Origin of the sequence: Pigmentiphaga sp. NML080357, from assembly GCF_002188465.1 — a bacterium.
Taxonomy (GTDB): Bacteria; Pseudomonadota; Gammaproteobacteria; order Burkholderiales; family Burkholderiaceae_B; genus Pigmentiphaga.
This window is the reverse complement of sequence record NZ_NINW01000003.1, coordinates 295,126-314,305: the sequence shown is the minus strand read 5'-3', so window position 1 is coordinate 314,305 and position 19,180 is coordinate 295,126. Positions and strand designations below refer to the sequence as shown.

The 19,180-nt window shown below is 68.3% G+C and carries 16 protein-coding genes; 11 read left to right on the top strand and 5 right to left on the bottom strand.

Annotation, left to right across the window (positions count from 1 at the left end):
- Position 1 precedes the first annotated feature (1 nt).
- Positions 2 to 979 carry an ABC transporter substrate-binding protein gene (locus CDO44_RS01650; RefSeq protein ID WP_087778378.1) on the bottom strand — a complete coding sequence of 326 codons (978 nt, stop codon included), beginning with the start codon at positions 977 to 979 and terminating at the stop codon, positions 2 to 4.
- Positions 980 to 1,106: 127 nt separating this feature from the next.
- Between CDO44_RS01650 and CDO44_RS01645 the strand changes: the two genes are divergently transcribed.
- The 7 genes from CDO44_RS01645 (at position 1,107) to CDO44_RS01615 (ending at position 8,813) form a co-directional block, all read left to right on the top strand.
- Complete coding sequence (locus tag CDO44_RS01645) at positions 1,107 to 2,114, top strand: zinc-binding dehydrogenase (RefSeq protein ID WP_087778377.1); 1,008 nt, start codon at positions 1,107 to 1,109, stop codon at positions 2,112 to 2,114.
- Between the two features lie 10 nt (positions 2,115 to 2,124).
- Positions 2,125 to 3,924: an AMP-binding protein gene (locus tag CDO44_RS01640; RefSeq protein WP_087778376.1), complete on the top strand. Its 1,800-nt coding sequence runs from the start codon at positions 2,125 to 2,127 to the stop codon at positions 3,922 to 3,924.
- Positions 3,925 to 3,939: 15 nt separating this feature from the next.
- Positions 3,940 to 4,809, top strand: a complete 870-nt coding sequence (locus CDO44_RS01635; RefSeq protein ID WP_087778375.1) for a VOC family protein — start codon at positions 3,940 to 3,942, stop codon at positions 4,807 to 4,809.
- A gap of 41 nt (positions 4,810 to 4,850) precedes the next feature.
- Positions 4,851 to 6,047 (top strand): M20 aminoacylase family protein, encoded by a 1,197-nt coding sequence (locus CDO44_RS01630; RefSeq protein ID WP_369824485.1) that lies wholly within the window; start codon positions 4,851 to 4,853, stop codon positions 6,045 to 6,047.
- Positions 6,044 to 6,478 (top strand): PaaI family thioesterase, encoded by a 435-nt coding sequence (locus CDO44_RS01625; protein ID WP_233145995.1) that lies wholly within the window; start codon positions 6,044 to 6,046, stop codon positions 6,476 to 6,478. The genes CDO44_RS01630 and CDO44_RS01625 overlap by 4 nt, the downstream gene beginning before the upstream one ends.
- Positions 6,479 to 6,480: 2 nt before the next feature.
- Positions 6,481 to 7,515 carry a CaiB/BaiF CoA-transferase family protein gene (locus CDO44_RS01620; protein WP_087778373.1) on the top strand — a complete coding sequence of 345 codons (1,035 nt, stop codon included), beginning with the start codon at positions 6,481 to 6,483 and terminating at the stop codon, positions 7,513 to 7,515.
- A 206-nt stretch (positions 7,516 to 7,721) separates the two neighbouring features.
- Positions 7,722 to 8,813 (top strand): aromatic ring-hydroxylating dioxygenase subunit alpha, encoded by a 1,092-nt coding sequence (locus CDO44_RS01615; protein ID WP_087778372.1) that lies wholly within the window; start codon positions 7,722 to 7,724, stop codon positions 8,811 to 8,813.
- A 162-nt stretch (positions 8,814 to 8,975) separates the two neighbouring features.
- On the opposite strand, the gene CDO44_RS27945 is transcribed toward CDO44_RS01615, so the two are convergent.
- The 4 genes from CDO44_RS27945 to CDO44_RS01600 all read right to left on the bottom strand — a co-directional run bounded on the left by CDO44_RS27945 (position 8,976) and on the right by CDO44_RS01600 (position 14,271).
- Positions 8,976 to 10,304, bottom strand: coding sequence for a cytochrome c (locus CDO44_RS27945; RefSeq protein WP_233145994.1), 1,329 nt, complete (start codon positions 10,302 to 10,304; stop codon positions 8,976 to 8,978).
- Positions 10,304 to 12,577, bottom strand: coding sequence for a molybdopterin cofactor-binding domain-containing protein (locus CDO44_RS27940; RefSeq protein ID WP_233145993.1), 2,274 nt, complete (start codon positions 12,575 to 12,577; stop codon positions 10,304 to 10,306). Before CDO44_RS27940 ends, CDO44_RS27945 begins: the two co-directional genes overlap by 1 nt.
- The gene (locus CDO44_RS01605) at positions 12,574 to 13,080 is read right to left on the bottom strand and encodes a (2Fe-2S)-binding protein (RefSeq protein ID WP_087778371.1); all 507 of its coding nucleotides are present in this window, start codon (positions 13,078 to 13,080) and stop codon (positions 12,574 to 12,576) included. Before CDO44_RS01605 ends, CDO44_RS27940 begins: the two co-directional genes overlap by 4 nt.
- 360 nt (positions 13,081 to 13,440) lie before the next feature.
- Positions 13,441 to 14,271: a DUF3014 domain-containing protein gene (locus CDO44_RS01600; protein WP_087778370.1), complete on the bottom strand. Its 831-nt coding sequence runs from the start codon at positions 14,269 to 14,271 to the stop codon at positions 13,441 to 13,443.
- Positions 14,272 to 14,461: 190 nt separating this feature from the next.
- Here CDO44_RS01600 and CDO44_RS01595 point away from each other — a divergent pair, with 190 nt between their 5' ends.
- The 4 genes from CDO44_RS01595 to CDO44_RS01580 all read left to right on the top strand — a co-directional run bounded on the left by CDO44_RS01595 (position 14,462) and on the right by CDO44_RS01580 (position 19,157).
- Positions 14,462 to 15,166, top strand: a complete 705-nt coding sequence (locus CDO44_RS01595; RefSeq protein ID WP_087778369.1) for a hypothetical protein — start codon at positions 14,462 to 14,464, stop codon at positions 15,164 to 15,166.
- Between the two features lie 134 nt (positions 15,167 to 15,300).
- Positions 15,301 to 16,095 (top strand): enoyl-CoA hydratase-related protein, encoded by a 795-nt coding sequence (locus CDO44_RS01590; RefSeq protein ID WP_087778432.1) that lies wholly within the window; start codon positions 15,301 to 15,303, stop codon positions 16,093 to 16,095.
- Positions 16,096 to 16,340: 245 nt separating this feature from the next.
- The gene (locus tag CDO44_RS01585) at positions 16,341 to 17,318 is read left to right on the top strand and encodes a tripartite tricarboxylate transporter substrate binding protein (RefSeq protein ID WP_233145992.1); all 978 of its coding nucleotides are present in this window, start codon (positions 16,341 to 16,343) and stop codon (positions 17,316 to 17,318) included.
- A gap of 48 nt (positions 17,319 to 17,366) precedes the next feature.
- On the top strand, positions 17,367 to 19,157 hold the full coding sequence (locus CDO44_RS01580) for a thiamine pyrophosphate-binding protein (protein ID WP_087778367.1): 1,791 nt from the start codon (positions 17,367 to 17,369) through the stop codon (positions 19,155 to 19,157).
- Positions 19,158 to 19,180 lie beyond the last annotated feature (23 nt).

Below are 19,180 nucleotides of genomic sequence, written 5' to 3'. Positions count from 1 at the left end.
CCTATTGCCCGACCACGCAGCCGCAGTCCTTGTACGCCGCGGGAACGGCAAGGCCCGCCGCCTTCAGCCTGGAGGCGCTGAACAACGGCCGGTGGTCCTGCGGCGCGGGCCGCCACGCGGGTATGGACTGGGGATCCTCGCCCTTCAGGATACGGCCGGCGATGCGGCCGGCGGCTTCGCCCGATTGCTCGAACGATACCGCGAGCGCTGCCGCCGCCTGGTTCTGCCGGACCATTTCGGGAATGGTGGTGACCACCGGCAACTGCGCGCGTTCGGCGGTGGCCGCGATGGTGGCCGCCCCCTGCTGGATGCGGCCCGAGGCCACCGGATAGACGGCGTCCACCCGCCCGCGCGCGGACTGGACGCGCTGCGGCAGCTCGGAGGGGTTGTCCACGCCTATCTTGACCAGCGTGATGCCGTGCTTGCCGGCCAGGGGAGCCAGGCCGTCCAGCGCGGCGGTCGAGCTGTCGTCGCCTGTGTCATAGAGCACGCCCAGCCGCTTGAGGCTGGGAACGACCGCCTTGAAGAACGCGAGCACCGCGTCGTAGTCGAGCGCGACCGAGGATCCCGTGAGCAGTTTCTCGCCGTTTTTCCAGCCGGGCACCAGGCCGGCGTGGACCGGATCGGCGATGGGCGTGAAGACGATGGGAAAGCTGCGGGTGCGCAGCCGCTGTATCGCGGTGAGCGAAACCGGCGTGGCGATGGTCGCCATGAGATCGGGATTGCCGCTGGCCAGCTTGTTGAGCATCTGCGGGATCAGCGACCGATCGAAGTTGACGTCGCTTTCGTCGAAGACGAGGTTGTCGCCGGGCTTGAATCCTTCCGCCGCCAGGCCTTTCTTGAAGCCGGCGATGGTGGCGTCGAGCGTGGGATGCGGCCCCCATCCGGCAATCGCGACCTTCTTGTTCTGAGCATGGGCGGGCAGGGACGCGCATGCCGCCAGTACTGCAGTGAGAACCAACTTGGACAGCATACGCATGACTGGCCTCCGGAGTTCAGGTCATTGCACTATGGACAACATGTTGGATACTATACAAAACAGAAAAACGCGGCAATGGTGCTTTTCCCTCTTTGCCCATGTCCGTCTTCCGTCCAAAGGAGCTGCCTTGAAAGCCGTCTACTTCAACGAACATGGCGATCTGTCCGTCCTTCGCTATGGCGATGTCCCCGAGCCCGCCGTGCCCCCCGGATGGGTCAAGATCCGGGTGCGGGCAACCAGCTTCAACCATGCGGATTTGTTCTCGCGCCGGGGCATGCCGGGCATCAAGGTGCAACTGCCCGGCATCAACGGATCGGATTGCGCGGGCGAGATCGCCGAACTGGGCGAGGGCGTGGCCGGCTGGAAGGTGGGCGACCGCGTATTGCCCATTCCGCATCAGGTCGACTGGACCGCCGGCAGCTTCGACATGCTGGGCGAAAACCGCAACGGCGCCATGGCCGAGTACTGCGTGGTCCGCGCCAGCCAGTTGATGCGCCTGCCCGACAACGTGTCGTTCGAGGACGCGGCCTGCCTGCCCTGCGCCTACGGCACGGCGCACCGGATGCTGCACGGCCGCGGGAACATACAGGCCGGAGAAACCATCCTGATCCTGGGCGCCTCGGGCGGCGTGGGCAATGCCTGCGTGCTGCTGTCCAAGATCGCCGGCCTGCGGGTGATCGCCGCCGCCGGCGATGCCGACAAATGCCGCCGGCTCGAGGCCTTGGGCGCGGACGAGACCATCGACTACACCCGGGATTCCTTCGACCAGGTCATCCGCGAGAAGACCGGTTCGCTGCTGCGGGGCGGCGGCGTCGACGTGGTGGTCAACTTCACGGCCGGCGAAACGTGGATGCCGTCCATGCGCTGCGTCAAGCGCTTTGGCCGCCTGCTGTGCTGCGGCGGCACGGGCGGCTACAAGGCCGTGACCGACATCCCCTATCTGTTCACGTCGGAAATGACCATCATCGGCTCCACCGGCTGGACCATGGAGGACCAGGAGCGGCTGGTCGCGCTGGTGGCCGACGGCAGACTCAAGCCGGTCATCGACCGGGTCGTGCCCCTGTCCGACGCCATCGACGCGTACGGCGCGTTCGAGCGGCGCGAGTTCTTCGGCAAGATCGTCGTGACGCCGTGACGGAGGCTTCATGATTCCGCCCGACACGGTCTTCGCGAGCGCGGCCGACGCGGCGCGGTTCGCCGCCGTGCCGCCGGCCGCACGGCTGCCGGCGCGCGACCTGCCCGGACTCTTCGTCCACGCGGCGCGCCGGCGGCCCGAGGCGCCGGCCATCCGCTACCTGCCCAGGGGTTTGCTGGGCGATGCGCCCGAGGACTGGACGTTCGGCCGGCTGCACGCGGCCATGCTGCGCGTGGCGGCGAACCTCGCGGCCGCGGGCGTGGGTCCTGGCGACACCGTTGCCGCACTGCTGCCCAACGGGCCCGAAACGCTGGCCGTGGTGCTGGGCGCGCAGGCCGCGAGCGTGATCGCGCCGATCAACGTCTATCTCGAGGCTCGGGAGATCGCCACCCTGCTCGACGCGATGGCCGCGCGCGTGCTCGTGGCGGACGGCGAGGTGGTCGAAGGCAAGCTGGACGCCATCCTTGCCGCCTGCGCGTCGCCGCCCAGGCTGCTGCGCCGTGCCGAGTTGCTGGCCGCGGGATCGTCGGCGGGTTTCGCGCTGCGGGACCGGAGCGCCGAGCAGGTCGCGCTGTTCCATACCGGCGGCACCACGGGCCTGCCGAAACTGGTGCCGCTGACGGGCGAAAACTTTGCCGTCTGCGCCTTGTTCTCCAGCTATGGCTACGGCTATACGGATACCGACCGGGTGTTTGCCGCCATGCCCATGTTCCACGTGGGCGGGCTGCTGGCCAGTGCATTGTTCCCGCTCGCCAACGGCGCCTCGCTGGTCATTGCCGGCGAATCGGGCTACCGCGGGCCGGGCACGGTGGCCGATACCTGGGCGCTGGCCGAGCGCGAACGGGTGACGGTGCTCATCGCGCCGCCCACCGTCATGGGTCAGTTGGCGCAGAACGCGCCGGGCAAGGCGCGGATCCCCGCGCTGCGCCTGCTGGTCAATGGCGCGGCGGCCTTGCCGGTGTCGATCGGCAATGCGCTGGTCGAACGCCTGCAGGTGCCGCTGACCGAACCCTGGGGCCTGACCGAGGCCTGCCTGGCGGTGACCTCCATGCCCTTGCATGGGCAGCGCCGCGCCGGTTCGGTGGGCGTGGCGCTGCCGTACTGCGGAGTCAAGGCGGTACGGGTGGACGCGCAGGGCCGTGAGGCGGGCGACTGCGGCGTGGACGAGATCGGCGTGCTGGCGATCAGCGGTCCGAGCGTGTTTTCCGGCTACCGCGGCGTAGAAGCCGGACGCCAGCCTTTCTTTCGTGGCGGCTGGCTCGACACCGGCGATCTCGGGCGGGTGGACGCCGACGGCTACGTCTGGATCACCGGCCGCGCCAAGGACCTGATCAAGCGCGGCGGGCATGGCATCGATCCGGCCGTGATCGAGGCCGCGCTGTATGCCCATCCGGCGGTGGCGCTGGCGGCGGCGGTGGGCCGGCCCGATGCGTACGCGGGCGAACTGCCCATTGCCTACGTCCAGCTCAAGCCTGGCCATCTGGCGCTGCCCACCGAGCTGCTCGACCTGGCCGCCCGTTCCATTGCCGAGCGCGCCGCGGTGCCCAAGGACATCATCGTGCTCGATGCACTACCCCTGACCGGCGTGGGCAAGGTCGACAAGACCCTGCTGCGCCTGGATGCCGCGCATCGCACTTTCGAAGCCTTGCTGCGCGAACTGGTGGGCAGCGGGCAGCGCGTGGCGCTGGAGATCGCCCCTCATCCCCGCCACGGCACCTTCGTCCAGGTCCGCGTGCCGGCCGCGCATGTCGAAGGCGCGCGCCGGCTGCTGGCGCAGTTTCCCCATCAGCATGAAGTGCTGGCTTTCTGAATAGAGACGGAACCGATGAACACGAGCAGTCACGGCATAGAAGAACTCGATCACCTGATGACCTACGTCGCCGACCTGGATGCGGCAGCAGCCGACTATGAGCGGCTGGGATTCCGGCTGACGCCCATCTCGCACATCTCCGCCATGGGCATCGCCAACCGCCTGGTGCCCATGCGTCCGCGCACGCCGGGCGCGGCCAATTTCATCGAATTGATGGGCGTGGCCGACGCCTCGCGGTTGCCCGCCCCCATGCGCGAAGTGCTGGCCGGAGAGCCCGGGATCAAGTCCATGGTCATGATGACGCGCGATGCGCATGCCGCGCATCGGCTGCTAGCCGATGCCGGCTATCCCTTCGCGCCGCCCTCGCACGTGCGTCGCGAGTGGGCCATTCCGGGAGAAGGGTCGGTCTGGCCCGAATTCGACGTGCTGCTGCCCGTCCCCGCGCCGTTGAAGTTCAACGTCTGCCAGTATCACAACGTCGAGCTCTACCTGCGCGAGGACTGGCTGGAACATCCCAATACGGCGCAGACGCTGCTCGCGGCCATCGGCGTGGGCGACGACGTCCGGCCCGCGATCGCCTACTTCGAGCGCCTGTTCGGCGTGGCCGCCGTGTGCGGCGCCGATGGCGGCCATGCGTTGTCGCCAGGCAGGACCGACCTGGTGCTCTACGAGCCGGCGGCCTTCGAGGCGCGCTTCGGCTGCGCCGCTCCGGCGGCGGGCGATGGCGTGGCCTACGCCGGCATGCGCATCGCGGTGAGCGACCGCCTCCGCCTGGCCGGCCTCCTGGCTGCGAACGAGGTGCCGTTCACGGAAGCGAGTGGCATCGTGGTCGGCCCGCGATCGGCATGCGGCAATGTGATCGAGTTCGTGGAGCAGTCGCCATGAGTGTCGCTGCCAGGGACAGCATGCGGCAGGAGGGGGCGGCAGTGAGCCCGCTCGAGGAGATCCAGGCCTATCGCGACGAACTGGTCCGCATCCGCCACGACCTGCACGCGCATCCGGAGACCGCGTTCGAGGAAGTGCGCAGCGCAGGCCTGGTCGCCGACATGCTGGAATCGCTGGGCATCGCCGCGTACCGCGGCATTGCGCGCACGGGTGTGGTCGGTGCGCTGCGGGCGGGTACGGGCACGCGTGCGATCGGGTTGCGCGCCGACATGGACGCCCTGCCCATGACAGAGGCCAATACCTTCGCCCACCGCTCGATCGTGCCGGGCAAGATGCACGGCTGCGGGCATGATGGCCATACCGCGATGCTGCTCGGTGCCGCGCGTTACCTGGCTGCGCATCCCGCTTTCGACGGGACGGTCTACTTCATTTTCCAGCCCGCCGAGGAAGGCGAAGGCGGGGGCCGGCTGATGGTGGAGGAAGGCCTGTTCGAGCGTTTTCCGATGGACGCGGTCTACGGTATGCACAACATCCCCGGCATGCCGGCCGGCACGTTCGGCGTCATGCCGGGGCCGATGATGGCCTCGTTCGACCTGCTCGACGTCGAGGTGCGCGGCAAGGGCGGGCACGCGGCCTTTCCGCACGCGGCCATCGACCCGGTCCTGGCCGGTTCGGCGCTGGTCTGCGCGCTGCAGGGCATCGTCAGCCGGCGCGTGAGTCCGCTCGACTCGGCCGTGGTGTCCGTCACGACCTTCCATGCGGGCGATACCCACAACGTCATTCCACCTTCGGCCCGGCTGTCGGGCACGGTGCGCGTGTTCAAGGAGGAGGTGCGCAACGCCGTGGAGGCCGAGATCCGCCGCATTTGCGAAGGAGTCGCCCATACCCACGGGGTGGAGATCGAGCTGCGCTACGACCGCCGCTATCCGCCCACGGTCAATAGCGAGGCCGAAGCCGGCATCGCGCGCGAGGCGGCGTTGGCGCTGGTGGGGCCGGCGCGCGTGCTGACCCAGGCCCAGGCGCTGATGGCCGCGGAAGACTTCGCTTTCATGCTGCAGGCCAGGCCGGGCGCCTATGTATGGATAGGCAACGGCGTCGGCCAGGAAGGCGGCTGCATGGTGCACAACCCCAACTACGATTTCAACGACGCCATCCTGCCCCTGGGCAGCGCATACTGGGTTTCTCTGGTCCGCACGGCGCTGCCGCCGGCCTCCCTCGACCAAGGACACGAATCATGAACGACACCTCGAACCCTGCGGCCATGACGCCGCGGGACATCCAGAAGTGGCTGGACGGCTCGCCCTTCATCAAATTCCTGGGCCTGCGCTGCGACGACGCCGATGTCGCGGCCGGCACGCTGTCCATGACCATGCCGATGCGACCGGAGCTCGAGCGCGGCGCCGGCGGCAGCCAGTTCCACGGCGGCAGCATCGCCTCGCTGGTCGATACCGTAGGCTGTTTCGCCCTCATCATGGGGACCAGGCAGCCCCTGCCCACGATCAACTTCCGGGTCGACTACCTGCGGCCCTCGTCCGGTGCGAGCCTGACGGGCAAGGCGCTGGTGCGCCGTGCCGGCAGGACGGTGGGCGTGGTCGACGTCGACGTGTTCGACGACCAGGGAAGGCTGACCGCCGTGGGCCGCGGCTGCTTCGGCATGCCGGCCGCCTGATCATGGGCGCGCAAGCGGCGGGGCCGTTGGCGGGCCTGCGCATCCTCGACCTGACGCGCCTCTTGCCGGGCCCCATGGCCACGCGCCGGTTGGCCGACCTGGGCGCGGAAGTGACCAAGATCGAGGATCCCGCGGGCGATCCCGCGCGCGGCATGGGTCCGGCGCGCGGCGGGACATCCGAGGTCTTTCTCGCGGTCAACCGCAATAAGCGATACGCCACGCTGGACCTGAAGACGTCCAAAGGACGCGACACCCTGCTGGCGATGGCGCAGGACGCCGACGCGCTGGTCGAGAGCTTCCGGCCCGGCACCCTGGCGCGCCTGGGACTCGGCTGGAACGCATTGCATGCGGCCAACCCGCGCCTGGTGCTGTGCTCGATCACGGGCTATGGGCAATCGGGGCCGTTGGCGCGGCGAGCCGGCCACGACATCAACTACCTGGCCTTGTCCGGCGTGCTGCACCAGAACGCCGTCGCGGACGGCCTGCCGGCGTTGCCCGGGCTGCCCGTGTCCGACGCGCTGGGCGCGCAGGCGGCCGCCACCGCCATCCTGGCCGCGTTGATCGAGGCCGGCCGCACCGGCGCCGGGCGCCACGTGGACGTGGCGCTGGCCGATGCGGCCTTCGCGCATCACGTGCTGGCGTTGGCCGAGGTCAACGTCCACGGCCGCGCCGGCGAACCGGGCCGGGGACTGCTGACGGGCGGTGCGCCCTGCTACGCCGTCTACCGCTGCGCCGATGGCCGCAGCCTGGCCGTGGGGGCGCTGGAATTCAAGTTCTGGGCGGCGCTGTGCGAGGCCTTGCAGCGCCCCGACCTGGTTCCGTGCCACTGGAGCCGGGGCCTGGCGCCGGGCGCAGAGGAGTCGGCCAGGGTGCGCGAGGAGCTGGAACGGGTTTTTCGCGGGAAGAGCAGGGATGAGTGGAACGCCCTGCTCGAGTCCGTCGATTGCTGCGTCACGCCGGTGCTGAGCATGGAGGAGGCCATGGCGCATCCGTATTTCGCGATACGCGGGGAGATTGCCGGTTCCTGCGCTGCTTAGGGGATCGACACGACAAACCTGTATACAGATTATTCAGATCAGCCTTCGCGGCTCTTCAATCACGAGGCTTAATCTAGGGGTTTTCCCGCAGTTTCGTCAAATTTGAATAGAGAGCAAAATCAACCTGTATACAGATTTGATGATTGGCCTGGTTCAGCCCGCCTAGCGCAGCTACTCGGACAGGATGGGGCCCCGGAGGAAAGACAATGTTCCTGAAGAACACCTGGTACGTCGCCTGTACCCCAGACGAAATCGCCGAAAAGCCGCTGGGCCGCAAGATCTGCGGCGAACGCATGGTTTTCTATCGCGGCAAGGACGGCGCCGTTTCCGCGCTCGAGGATTTCTGCCCGCATCGTGGCGCGCCCCTCTCGCTGGGTTTCGTCGACAAGGGCGAGCTGGTCTGCGGCTACCACGGCCTGCGCATGAATCCGGACGGAACCTGTGCCGGCATGGTCGGGCAGCGCGTGCGCGCCTTCCCCAGCATTCGCAGCTTCCCCGCGGTCGAGCGCTACGGTTTCATCTGGGTATGGCCGGGCGACGCGGAGCTGGCCGATCCGGCCAAGATTCATCACCTGGAATGGGCCGAAAGTCCGGAATGGGCCTATGGCGGCGGGCTGTATCACATCCATTGCGACTATCGCCTGATGATCGACAACCTCATGGACCTCACCCATGAGACCTACGTCCACGCCAGCAGCATCGGCCAGGCGGAGATCGAAGAGTCGGCCCCGTCCACCAAGACCATCGGCGACGAGGTCGTGACCAGCCGCCACATGGAGAACATCAAGCCGCCCCCGTTCTGGGCCGCCGCGCTGCGCGGCAACGGGCTGGCCGACGACGTCCTGTGCGACCGCTGGCAAATCTGCCGCTTCACGCCGCCCAGCCACGTGCTGATCGAGGTGGGCGTGGCGCACGCGGGCAAGGGCGGCTACAACGCGCCGCCCGAGTACAAGGCATCCAGCATCGTGGTGGATTTCATCACGCCCGAGACCGAGACCTCGATCTGGTACTTCTGGGGCATGGCGCGCAACTTCAAGCCCAACGACGAACAGCTCACGGCCACCATCCGCGAGGGCCAGGGCAAGATCTTCGCCGAGGACCTGGACATGCTGGAGGCGCAGCAGCGCAACCTGTCCGAGAACCCGGGCCGCAAGATCCTGAAGCTCAACATCGATTCCGGCGGCGTGCAGTCGCGCGTCGTGCTGGATCGCCTGCTGGCCGCGGAAGCCGCCGAACGGGCCAGCCGCATCGCGGCGTCCGCCGAGGCGTCGGCGGCGCAGGCCGCCACGGCGGGTTGACCGCCCGCCAGGAAAATACGCCGGCGCATTTCAACCGCGCTCCGTGAATGGCAAAACGGGCGAGCCTCGATCGAGGCTCGCCCGTTGTCATGAGCCCGCGGGGCCGTGTTCCGGCGCGAACGGCGCACTACGCGCCGAAGGCCCCTTGGCCCAGGGTCGCCGTCATTGCGCCCTGCCCTGCAGCGCCAGCGGATATTCCTCGCGTATGCGCTTCACCGCATCCTGCACGCCGTTCCAGGCCGGCTGATCGGTGAAGGACTCGCGCATGAACTGCACCACCGCCGCGACCTGCGCATCATTCAGTGCATACGCATAGCCCGGCATGTGGCCGCCCCGCGGGTTGCCCGCATCGTGCTGGGTGCCGTTCAGGACGTAGCGGATCACGTTGTCGGGCTGGTCCAGGTTCAACGACGTGGACAGCCATAGCGGCGGCTGGGCGCCGAACAGGTCGGGTCCGCCGGGACCGGGATGGTGGCAGGCCGCGCAGGCATTGGCGTAGATGCGGGCGCCCAGCGTGTCGGTGGTGGCGACCGCGGCCTGCGCCGCCGCCTCGCGCTGCGGCGGCGTGGGGCCGGTCTTGCCCTGGCCGGCCCCGGCCATCTGGCTGGCGATGTAGGTGGCCAGCGCACGGGTGTCGGACTCGGCGATCTGCGAGGTGCCGACGCGTACCACCGGGGTCATGGACGCGCCGGCCGCGCCATGCTGGTCCGAGTAGCCGGAGCGCAGGTAGTCGAACAAGGCCTGTTCGGTCCACGGTATCGGCGCCTTGGAGGACCCATTGAGCGCCGGAGCGATCCAGCCTTCGGCTTCGCCGCCGCCCAGGTAGTCCTTTCCGCCCCTTTCGGCGCCCAGCGCGTTGCGGGGCGTATGACAGGCGCTGCAGTGTCCCAGCGCCACCGCGAGGTATTGCCCGCGGTTCCAGGCCTCCGACTCGGAGGCCACCTTGGCCACCGGATCGCGGTCCAGGAAGAGCAGGTTCCAGCCGGCCATCAGCACGCGCTGGTTGAAGGGGAACGGCAGATGGGTCTCCTCCGGCTGGTTGCGGACCGGCGGCTGGCTCATCATGTAGGCGTAGAGATCCCGCATGTCCTCGTCGGTCATCTTCGTGAAGGAGGTGTACGGGAAAGCCGGGTAGAGATGCGTGCCGTTGCGGGCGATGCCGCGGCGCATGGCCCGCTCGAAGGCCTCGAACGACCATCCGCCTATGCCGGTCTCGGTATCGGGCGTGATGTTGGTCGAGACGATGACGCCGAAGGGCGTTTCCATGTGGAACCCGCCGGCGTTGGCCTGCCCGCCCGGAGCGGTATGGCAGACGACGCACATGCCTGCGGCGGCCACTTCCTGTCCGCGCCGGACTTGTTCTTCGGGGAATTGCCCTGGGTCGACGGTCGCGGTGGGGATCTCCGGCTCATGCGCGATCAGCGCTGCGCCGGCCGCGACGACGACCAGCAGGATCACGATGGTCAGCAACCACTTGGCGGCGCGGCTCATTATTTCACCTCCTTGCGGGCGGCGGCGAGCGCCGCGCGGACACGTTCGGGCGTGAACGGCGCTTCACGCAGCCGCAGGCCGGTGGCATCGAAGATCGCGTTGGCGATGGCGGCCGGTCCGGGTACGGACGCCGATTCGCCCGATCCCAATGGGGGGTTGCCGTTGGGCGGCATCAGCACCACGTCGATCTCCGGGAGGTCGGTGAACTTGAGGATGGGATAGGCGCCCCACTCCAGGCTGGAGACGCCGTTCTGGTCGAAGCTCACGCTTTCCTTCAGCGTGCGGCTGACGGTCTGGATGACGTTGCCCTGCACCTGGTGGCGCACGCCGTCGGGATTGATCATCAGGCCACAGTCCTGGCCCGCCACGACGCGGGTCACCCGTACCTTGCCGGTATCCAGGTCGACCTCGACGTCGGCCACCCAGGCGCACCACGAGGCGCCCACGCCGGGGAAGGTGCCGTGCACGTACTGGTGCTGGGCCACGCCGCGGCCCTTGACGATACCCTTGGCGGGCCGCTCGGCAGGCGCCTTGCGAGGTTGCCAGCCGGCCTTCTCGGCCACCGCCTTGAGCAGCGCGATGGGGCGCGGATCCTCCATGAAGCGCAGGCGGAACTCGATCGGGTCGGCGCCTTCCCGGGCCGCGAGTTCGTCCATGAAGGACTCGTGCGCAAAGACGTTCGGCAGCGCCGCCACGCCGCGCATCCACGACGCGCGCACGATGGGCGCCATGTCCAGCGCCACGATGTCGAGGTCCGAGGCGCGGTACTGCGGGATGGCGGTGCGGTCGCCCATCTCGAACACCGTGGCCTCGGCCTTCTCCTTGCCCATCAGCAGCGAAGCCAGCAGCGGCGCGCCGTTGGAGGGATAGCGGGTGCTGAAGCGATAGACCAGCGAATCGGAGCCGGCGACGCCGCCGTGCACGTCCATGGTCTGGGCCGTACCCTTGGGCTCCCAGGCGTGCTCTTCCTCGCGCATGTATTGCACGCGCACCGGCTGGCCCAGCTCGCGCGCCAGCACCGCGGCATCGGCCGAAGCGTCGTCGGCGCAGTTGCGGCCGTAGCAGCCCGAGGCCTCCATCCGCACGACGCGGATGCGGTCTTCCGGGATGTCGAGCATCTTGGCGATGTCGCTGTGCAGGTTATGGGGGTTCTGGCTGCCGCTCCAGACAGTCAGCTTCTGGTCCTTCCAGTCGGCCACGCCGCAGGACGGGCCGATGGAGCCGTGCATCTGATAGGGCCACACGTAGGTCGCCTTCACCGTGTTCTTGGCCGATGCCAGGGCCTTGTCCGGGTCGCCCTTCCTGGCCAGGGGGCGCTGCTTGGAAGGCTGGGAGGCGAGCGCGTCGGTGAGCGAGGCCATGGAGCCCAGCGCCGGCGGCGCCTTCCATTTCACCTTCAGCAGGCGCGAGGCCAGGATGGCGTCTTCCTCGCGGCGCGCGACGACAGCCACGAAGTCCTTGATGACGACGACTTTCACCAGGGACTTCACCTTGGCCACCGAGGATTCGTCCACCGATTCCAGGCTGGTGGCCACCATGCTGCCCGAGTCGCGGCCCAGGTAGGGCGGCCGTACGATGCGCGCGTGCAGCATGCCCGGCAGGCGCACGTCGTGGACGTAGGTCAGCTTGCCGGCGACCTTGGCGGGAATGTCGACGCGCGGCACGGGGCTGCCGACGATGGTGTATTCCGAGACCGGCTTGAGCGGGACGTCGGCCGCCAGCGGCACCGACAGTGTCTTGTTCTCGATCAGTTCGCCGTAGGAGGCCAGGCGCTCGCCGCTGGCGCGCAGTACCTGGCCGTTGCGGGTGACGAGCGAGGAGACCGGCACGTTGTGGCGGCGCGCCGCCTCTTCCAGCAGGAATTGCCGGATCTGCGCCGCGGCCTTGCGCATGGGCACGGCCGACGCCTGTACCGAGTTGCTGGCGATGGTCGGACCCTGGTTGGGCGTCGCGTCGGTGTCGCCCAGCACCATGGTGACCTGGCTCATGCCGACGTCCAGCTCTTCGGCAACGATCTGCATGAACGCCGTGCGGATGCCGGTGCCCAGGTCGACGTGGCCGTTGCAGGCGCGGACGGTGCCGTCGGCCATCAGTTGCACATAGGCCGAGACGAGGGTCTTGTCCACCAGTTGCGAGCCGGCATCGGTGGCCGGGCCGGCGGCGGCCATGCCGCGCTTGACCAGGGCGGGGAACGTGAAAGTGACCGCGAGGCTGCCGGTGGCGGCCAGGAACTGGCGGCGCGAGAGGCGCGGGGCGTGCGATGTCGTCTTCATTGCGCGCCCTCCGCCATGGCGGCCGTCATGGGCGCGGCCTTGCCTTGCAGTTCGGCGGCCCGCTGCACCGCCTTGATGATCTCGATGTGGGTGCCGCAGCGGCACAGATTGTAGGCCAGCGCCTGCTTGATCTCATCCACCGTGGGGCGCGGATTGCGGTCCAGCAGCGCCCGCGCGGCCATGATCATGCCGTTGATGCAGTAGCCGCACTGGGCGGCGTTTTCTTCGATGAAAGCCTGCTGCACGGGATCGAGGGCATCGCCCTTGGCCAGGCCTTCCAGCGTGACGACCGGCTGGTCCTGCACGCTGCCAGCCGGGATCAGGCAGGAGCGCGCCGGCTTGCCGTCGATCAACACCGTACAGGCGCCGCACTCGCCCAGCCCGCAGCCGAATTTCGGTCCGTTCAGGTTCAGGTCGTTGCGCAGGATGTAGAGCAGCGGGGTTTCTTTTTCTGCCTGGACGGAGTGCTCTGCCCCGTTCACCTTGAGTTTTAGCGATGCCATGTTTGATTCCTGTGTAGAAGCTTTCGATCGACCGGCTGGCGGTGAAGGTCCCCACACTGCGGCGCACGGCGGCGCGCGTGCTCCAGGTAGTACCGTAGCTCGGCCTTAGCGCAACGGAACCGTGCAAGTGTGTCGAGTTGTTGCCGACGGGCGCCGGCATTCGAACCAGAAGGCCGTTTCGAAAGGGCTAAGGGTTTACACCAATGGGGCGGTCATTGCAAACCAAGCTCCGCTGGCGGAGCGCGTTGCTAGCCGGCTGAGCGCCTTGGTTGCCGGGCCGTGGGGCGGGATCCCGCCGGCCGCCCCGGGGCCTGGGCCGGCTCCGGGGAATGCCGCCGCGCAGCGGCGGGACGCCGTTCGCTAGGGGTGGGCCGGCTGGGCGATGCGGCGCCGGAAGTCCGCCAGCTTGGCCTTGAGCGCCCGGCGGTTGTCGGGGCCCATGCGCAGCAGCAGTTTCTGCCCGGAGGTCAGCGATTCCAGCGATGGATCGGAATATTCATAGCGCACCCAGGGACGCTGCAATTCCTTGGGGCCCTTGACCGCGGGCAGGTTGACGGCCAGCGGCTCGGCCGGGTCCGGCGTGGCGAGCAGCGTATCGACCACCGCCACCAGGCGATCGTTGAAGTAGCTGCGCGGATAGCCCAGTTCTTCGTAGGCTTTCTGGAACTGCGGGTAGAGCTGTTTGTAGAGCGCGACCGCCCTGCCGGTGTCGACCGCCGTCACGGCGGCGACGAAGGGCTTGTAGCGGGCGTAGTTGGCCGGCGCGATGCGTTCCTCGGGCGCCGTGCCGTCCACCGTGAAGCGGCCCTTGGTCGGATTGACCGGCCAGACGGCGGGCGGCGCATGCGGACGCGCGAGATTGTCCACCGTCGCCACCGCGCGCTGGATGAAGTGATCGAGATTGAAGAAAGCCAGCACGGCATCCCGGCCGAGGAGACCGGTCAGCGCCACGGTAATGTCCGGCGGCCCAGCGGGTTCGGGCGTTTCCGCCGCGGGCGGCGGTTCGATGGGATGCTGGATTTCCGGTTCGGGGGCCGGCGGCGTGGGGGGCTCGGAGGGCTCCGCCACGATCGGCGGCGGGTTCTCCACGACGGGAGCCTGCGGGGCGGCCGGCGGCCGCAGCCACAGGTAGAGGCCGGTGCCGATGGCGGCCAGGGCCAGCACCACGACGAGGGAAGACAGTCGGTTCATGGCGTGCCTACGTGCGATAGATCCGGGGACACTGTACCAGCCGGCGGGCGGCGTTCCCAGGCCGGGCCGGTGCCGGTGCAGTATCGGCAAGGCGGCGTGCGGAAAAGGCACGGCGAACCGGCAGCCGGGTTGCAGGCCCTGTTCAAAACACGCATAGTCGCTGGTGGTTCCCATTCTTCCCGAGAAACAAATGGCATTGGCTGGCACCGCATTCCTGGCACTGTTCAACGGCTTCGATCCCGCCCACGACGATGAGTACAACGTCTGGCATTCGGTGGAGCACGTGCCCGAACGCCTCACGATGCCGGGCATCACGCGGGCGCGCCGCTACGTGAACCGGGAGGATGCCGACCTGCCCTATTTCACGCTGTATGAACTGGCATCCATCGATGCCATGTATTCCGATGCCTATCTGCGTCTGTTGTCCCATCGTTCGGACTGGACCAACCGCATGCGGCCGTTCTTCGGAAAATTCTTCCGCGCGCCATGCCGCACGGTTTTTACGCGTGCGGATGGCGTAGGCGCCGCGGTGCAGACGATCGTGCTGCGCTCCACGTCGGCCCGGCCTCCGGGCCGTCAGTCCTGGGAGGCGCTCGCGTTGGCGCTGGGCCGCCTTCCCGGCTTGACCGGGGTGCACGCGGGCGCCTGCGATACGGCGGCGCCGGCGGTTCCCGGCTTGCAGGCGCCCGCGCGCGCCGATGCGGAAAGCATGCTGGTGGTCATGGTGGAAGCGCAGGAGGAAAAATGGCTGGTCCGCCACCGAGAGGCGATCGATGCCGCGGTGCGGGCGCTGGAAGGGGATTGGGGGGAGCCGGAATGCCGGACGTATCGCCTCATGCATCTGATCGATGCGGGACGTACGGCTGAAGAGACGGCGCGTTTGCTCGGCCGCTGATCCCCGTCCGCGGCCGCCGCCGCGCAGGTTTTGTTATTCTCGATACGTCGGGCCCGGGGGTGTGGAGACTGCCCGGCGGGTCTTTCCCAACGCGCAGCCGATTGCGCTTTCATCGCCAACTGGATTTGCTTCCCATGTCTGACAGTCAAGCCCAACAGAACAAGGCGCCGGTGCGCCAAGAGCGTCACGACAGCGTCGGTGTCATCGTCATCGACCGTCCCGAACGGAAGAATGCCCTCAATGCCGAGGTCAAGGCCACGTTGATCCGGAACCTGCGCGAGCTGGAACAGGATCCGGCCATCGGCTGCATCGTGCTGACGGGTGCCGGAGGCTATTTCGTCGCCGGCTCGGACATCGTCGAGATGTCGACCATGCGTCCCACCGACCACGCCTTGCAGGGCGGGGACCAGGTGTTCCACGTGCTGCGCACGCTGGGCAAGCCTGTCATCGCCGCGGTGGAGGGATTCGCGCTGGGCGGCGGATGCGAGCTGGCGCTGGCCTGCGACATCATCATCGCGGCCGAGGGCGCCAGCTTCGGCCAGCCCGAAATCAAGGTAGGCATCATCCCCGGCGGCGGCGGGACGCAGCGGCTGCTGCGTTCGGCGGGCAAGTACAAGACGCTCCTGTGGTCGCTGACCGGCGATCGCATTCCCGCCAAGACGGCCTACCACTCCAACATGGTGAGCGAACTGGTGCCCGACGGTACGGCGCTCGAGCGCGCCCTGGCCATCGGCCGGCAGATCTGCACCATGCCGCCGCTGGCCGTGCGCGCGATTCGCGATGCCGTGCGGCTGGGCGCCGATTCCAGCCTCGAAGCGGGCCTGGCCATCGAGCGCCGGGCTTTCGAGCGCCTGTTCGACAGCGAAGACCAGAAGGAAGGCATGCGCGCCTTCATCGAGAAGCGCGCGCCCGTATTCAAGGGGCGCTGAGCGGGAGGCGCCGCCAAGGCGCCGTTCTTCGCGCGGCGGGCCGTCGCCACCGGAAACGGGGCGGCGGCCTTTTTTCATTTCCATGTCCGTTCATATGTTGAATCAACATTCAAGGTTGAGTGAGTTGATTCAACATTCAAGATTGAACCTCCGGACGCCAGTTCCTATCATGGCCCCCGCCAACAAACCGGCCCGCGCCGCGACCCGCCCCCGTGCGTCGCGGTGCGGGTCCACAGCGAGGAGACATGATGAAGCATTCCCATCAAGCGGCACTGGTCGCGGCGCTCGTCGGTGGCTGCTGCGCCGTCCAGGCCGTCCATGCCGACGACTACCCCAGCAAGCCCATCCGCATCATCGTGCCGCTGCCGCCGGGCGGATCGAACGACGTGCTGGCGCGCGTACTGGGCGAAGAAATGTCGAAAACGCTCGGCCAGCCCTTCGTGGTGGAGAACAAGCCTGGCGCCGCCGGCAACATCGGCACCGACCAGGTGGCCAAGGCCAAACCTGACGGCTACACGCTGGGCATCGCGCCCAACCAGACCGTGGCCGTCAATCCGGCGCTCTATCCCAAGCTGCCTTTCGACGTGCAAAAGGATTTGACCGGCGTCGGCTTGATGGCGACGGTGCCGATGGCGCTGGTCGTGCCCGGCCAGTTCAAGGCCGGGTCGATCGAGGAGCTCGTGGCGATGGCCAAGGCCGCGCCCACCAAGCTGACCTATGCATCGGCCGGGGCCGGCAGCCCGCAGCACATGTCGGCGGAGATTTTCCAGTCGCTTACCTCCACGCAGCTCACGCACGTGCCCTACAAGGGGTCGAGCCCCGCGCTGGTCGACGTGCTTGCCGGAACGGTGGACGTGATGTTCTGCCCGATCAACTCGGCGCTGCCTTACATCCAGAACGGCCGCCTGAAGGCGCTGGGCGTGACCGGCGGCAAGCGCCTGCAATACCTGCCTTCGGTTCCCACTATCGCGGAGAAGGTGCCGGGCTTCGCGAGCGACATCTGGATCGGCCTGATCGCGCCCGCGGGCACGCCGCCCGGCATCATCCAGAAACTCAACGGCGAGCTGAACCGGGCGCTCAAGCTGCCCGCAGTACAGGCCAAGCTGAGCGAGCAAGGCATAGAAGCCGCGACAAGCACGCCCGCCGAATTCGACCGGATGATGGTCACGGACCGCGAGCGGTGGGCCGAGGTCATCAGGCGCGCCAACATCCGGGTCGATTGATTCCTTCCGACCCATCCCCTTCCCTGTTCATTGCTCATAGGAAACACCATGAAGTCCTCGACCGAATCGCTGGTCCGACGCGACGAACCGCAAGCCTGGAACGACGACGGCGTCGTCTGGGGAAGCGACAGGATCGCCGACATGCTGCGCGAACTGGACATCCCCTATCTGATCCTGAACCCGGGTTCGAGCTACCGAGGATTGCACGACAGCCTGGTCAACCACCTGGGCAACCGCCAGCCGCAGATGATCGTGGTGCTGCACGAGGAGCACGCGGTCGCCATCGCGCACGGCTACGCCAAGGTGACGGGCAAGCCGCTGGGTGCGGCGCTGCACGCCAACGTCGGCCTGATGCACGGGTCCATGGCCATCTATGACGCGTGGGTCGACCGCGCGCCCGTGATCATTCTCGGGGCCACCGGTCCGGTGGACGCGGCCAAGCGGCGTCCGTGGATAGACTGGATCCACACCGCGCAGGACCAGGGCGCGCTCGTCCGCCACTTCGTCAAGTGGGATGCCCAGCCGGCCTCCGTGCCGGCCGCGCTCGAGGCTTTGCTGCGCGCGCGCCAGATCGCGACCAGCGCGCCCCAGGGGCCCGTCTACGTATGCCTGGACGCTTCGCTCCAGGAGGCGCGCTGCGAGCAGGACTACGCCTTGCCCGACCCCGCCCGCTATCTGCCGCCTCCTCCCGCCCGCCCGGCCGACGAGCAGATACGGCAGGCCGCGGCCTGGCTTTCCAAGGCGAAGCGGCCCGTCATCCTGGCGGGCCGGGTCTCCCGGTCGGAAGAGGGCTGGGCAGAGCGCGTGCGCCTGGCCGAAACGCTGCAGGCGCAGGTGCTGACGGACCTGCGCGTGGGCGCGGCCTTTCCCACCGATCATCCGCTGCACGCCGCGCCCTGCGGCATGTTCCTGAATCCGCAATCGGAAAAAGTGCTGCGCGAGGCCGACGTGGTCCTCAGCCTGGACTGGCTGGACCTGGCCGGCACGCTCAAGCAGGCGTGGGGCAGCGAACCGGTGGGCAGCCGTGTCATCCAGGTGTCGGTGGATCACTACAGCCACAATGGCTGGAGCATGGATCACCAGGGACTGCCTCCGGTCGACCTGTTCCTGCTGTCCGAGCCCGAGCCGGCGGTGGCGCTGCTGAACGAACACGTCGCCGTTCGACGCACGCCCCCGCCGCCGGCCGCGCCCGTGGCCCGGCCGGCGATTCCCGAGGACCCGGCGGCGCCCATGACGGTGCCGACTGTCGCGGCCGTCCTGCGCAAGGTCGTGGGCGATGCGCCCACCTGCCTGATGCGCCTGCCGCTGAGCTGGAGCGGCGATCTGTGGGACTTCAGGCATCCCCTGGACTTCATCGGCTACGACGGCGGGGGCGGGGTGGGATCGGGCCCGGGCATGGCGATCGGCTCGGCGCTCGCGCTCAAGGGCAGCGGCCGGCTGCCCGTGGCGCTGATCGGGGACGGCGACTACATGATGGGCGCCAACGCGCTCTGGACCGCGGCCAATGCCGGCATCCCCATGCTGATGATCGTCTGCAACAACCACTCGTTCTTCAATGACGAGATCCACCAGGAGCGCGTGGCGCGGCAGCGCGGCCGCCCGGTGGAGAACCGCTGGATCGGCCAGCGCATCGACGAGCCGGCGCCCGACCTGGCGGCGATCGCGCGGGCGCAGGGCCTGACCGGCATCGGGCCGGTGCGCCATGCTACCGAGCTGGAGCGGGCGTTGACCGAAGCCGTCGCCGCGGTCCGGGAGGGCGGCATCGTCGTGGTCGACGCGATCGTGCAGCCCGGCTACAACCCCGCCATGACGGCCGGCCTGACCCGCTCCAATCACTAGCCATCCATTTCGCGGAGAGCTTC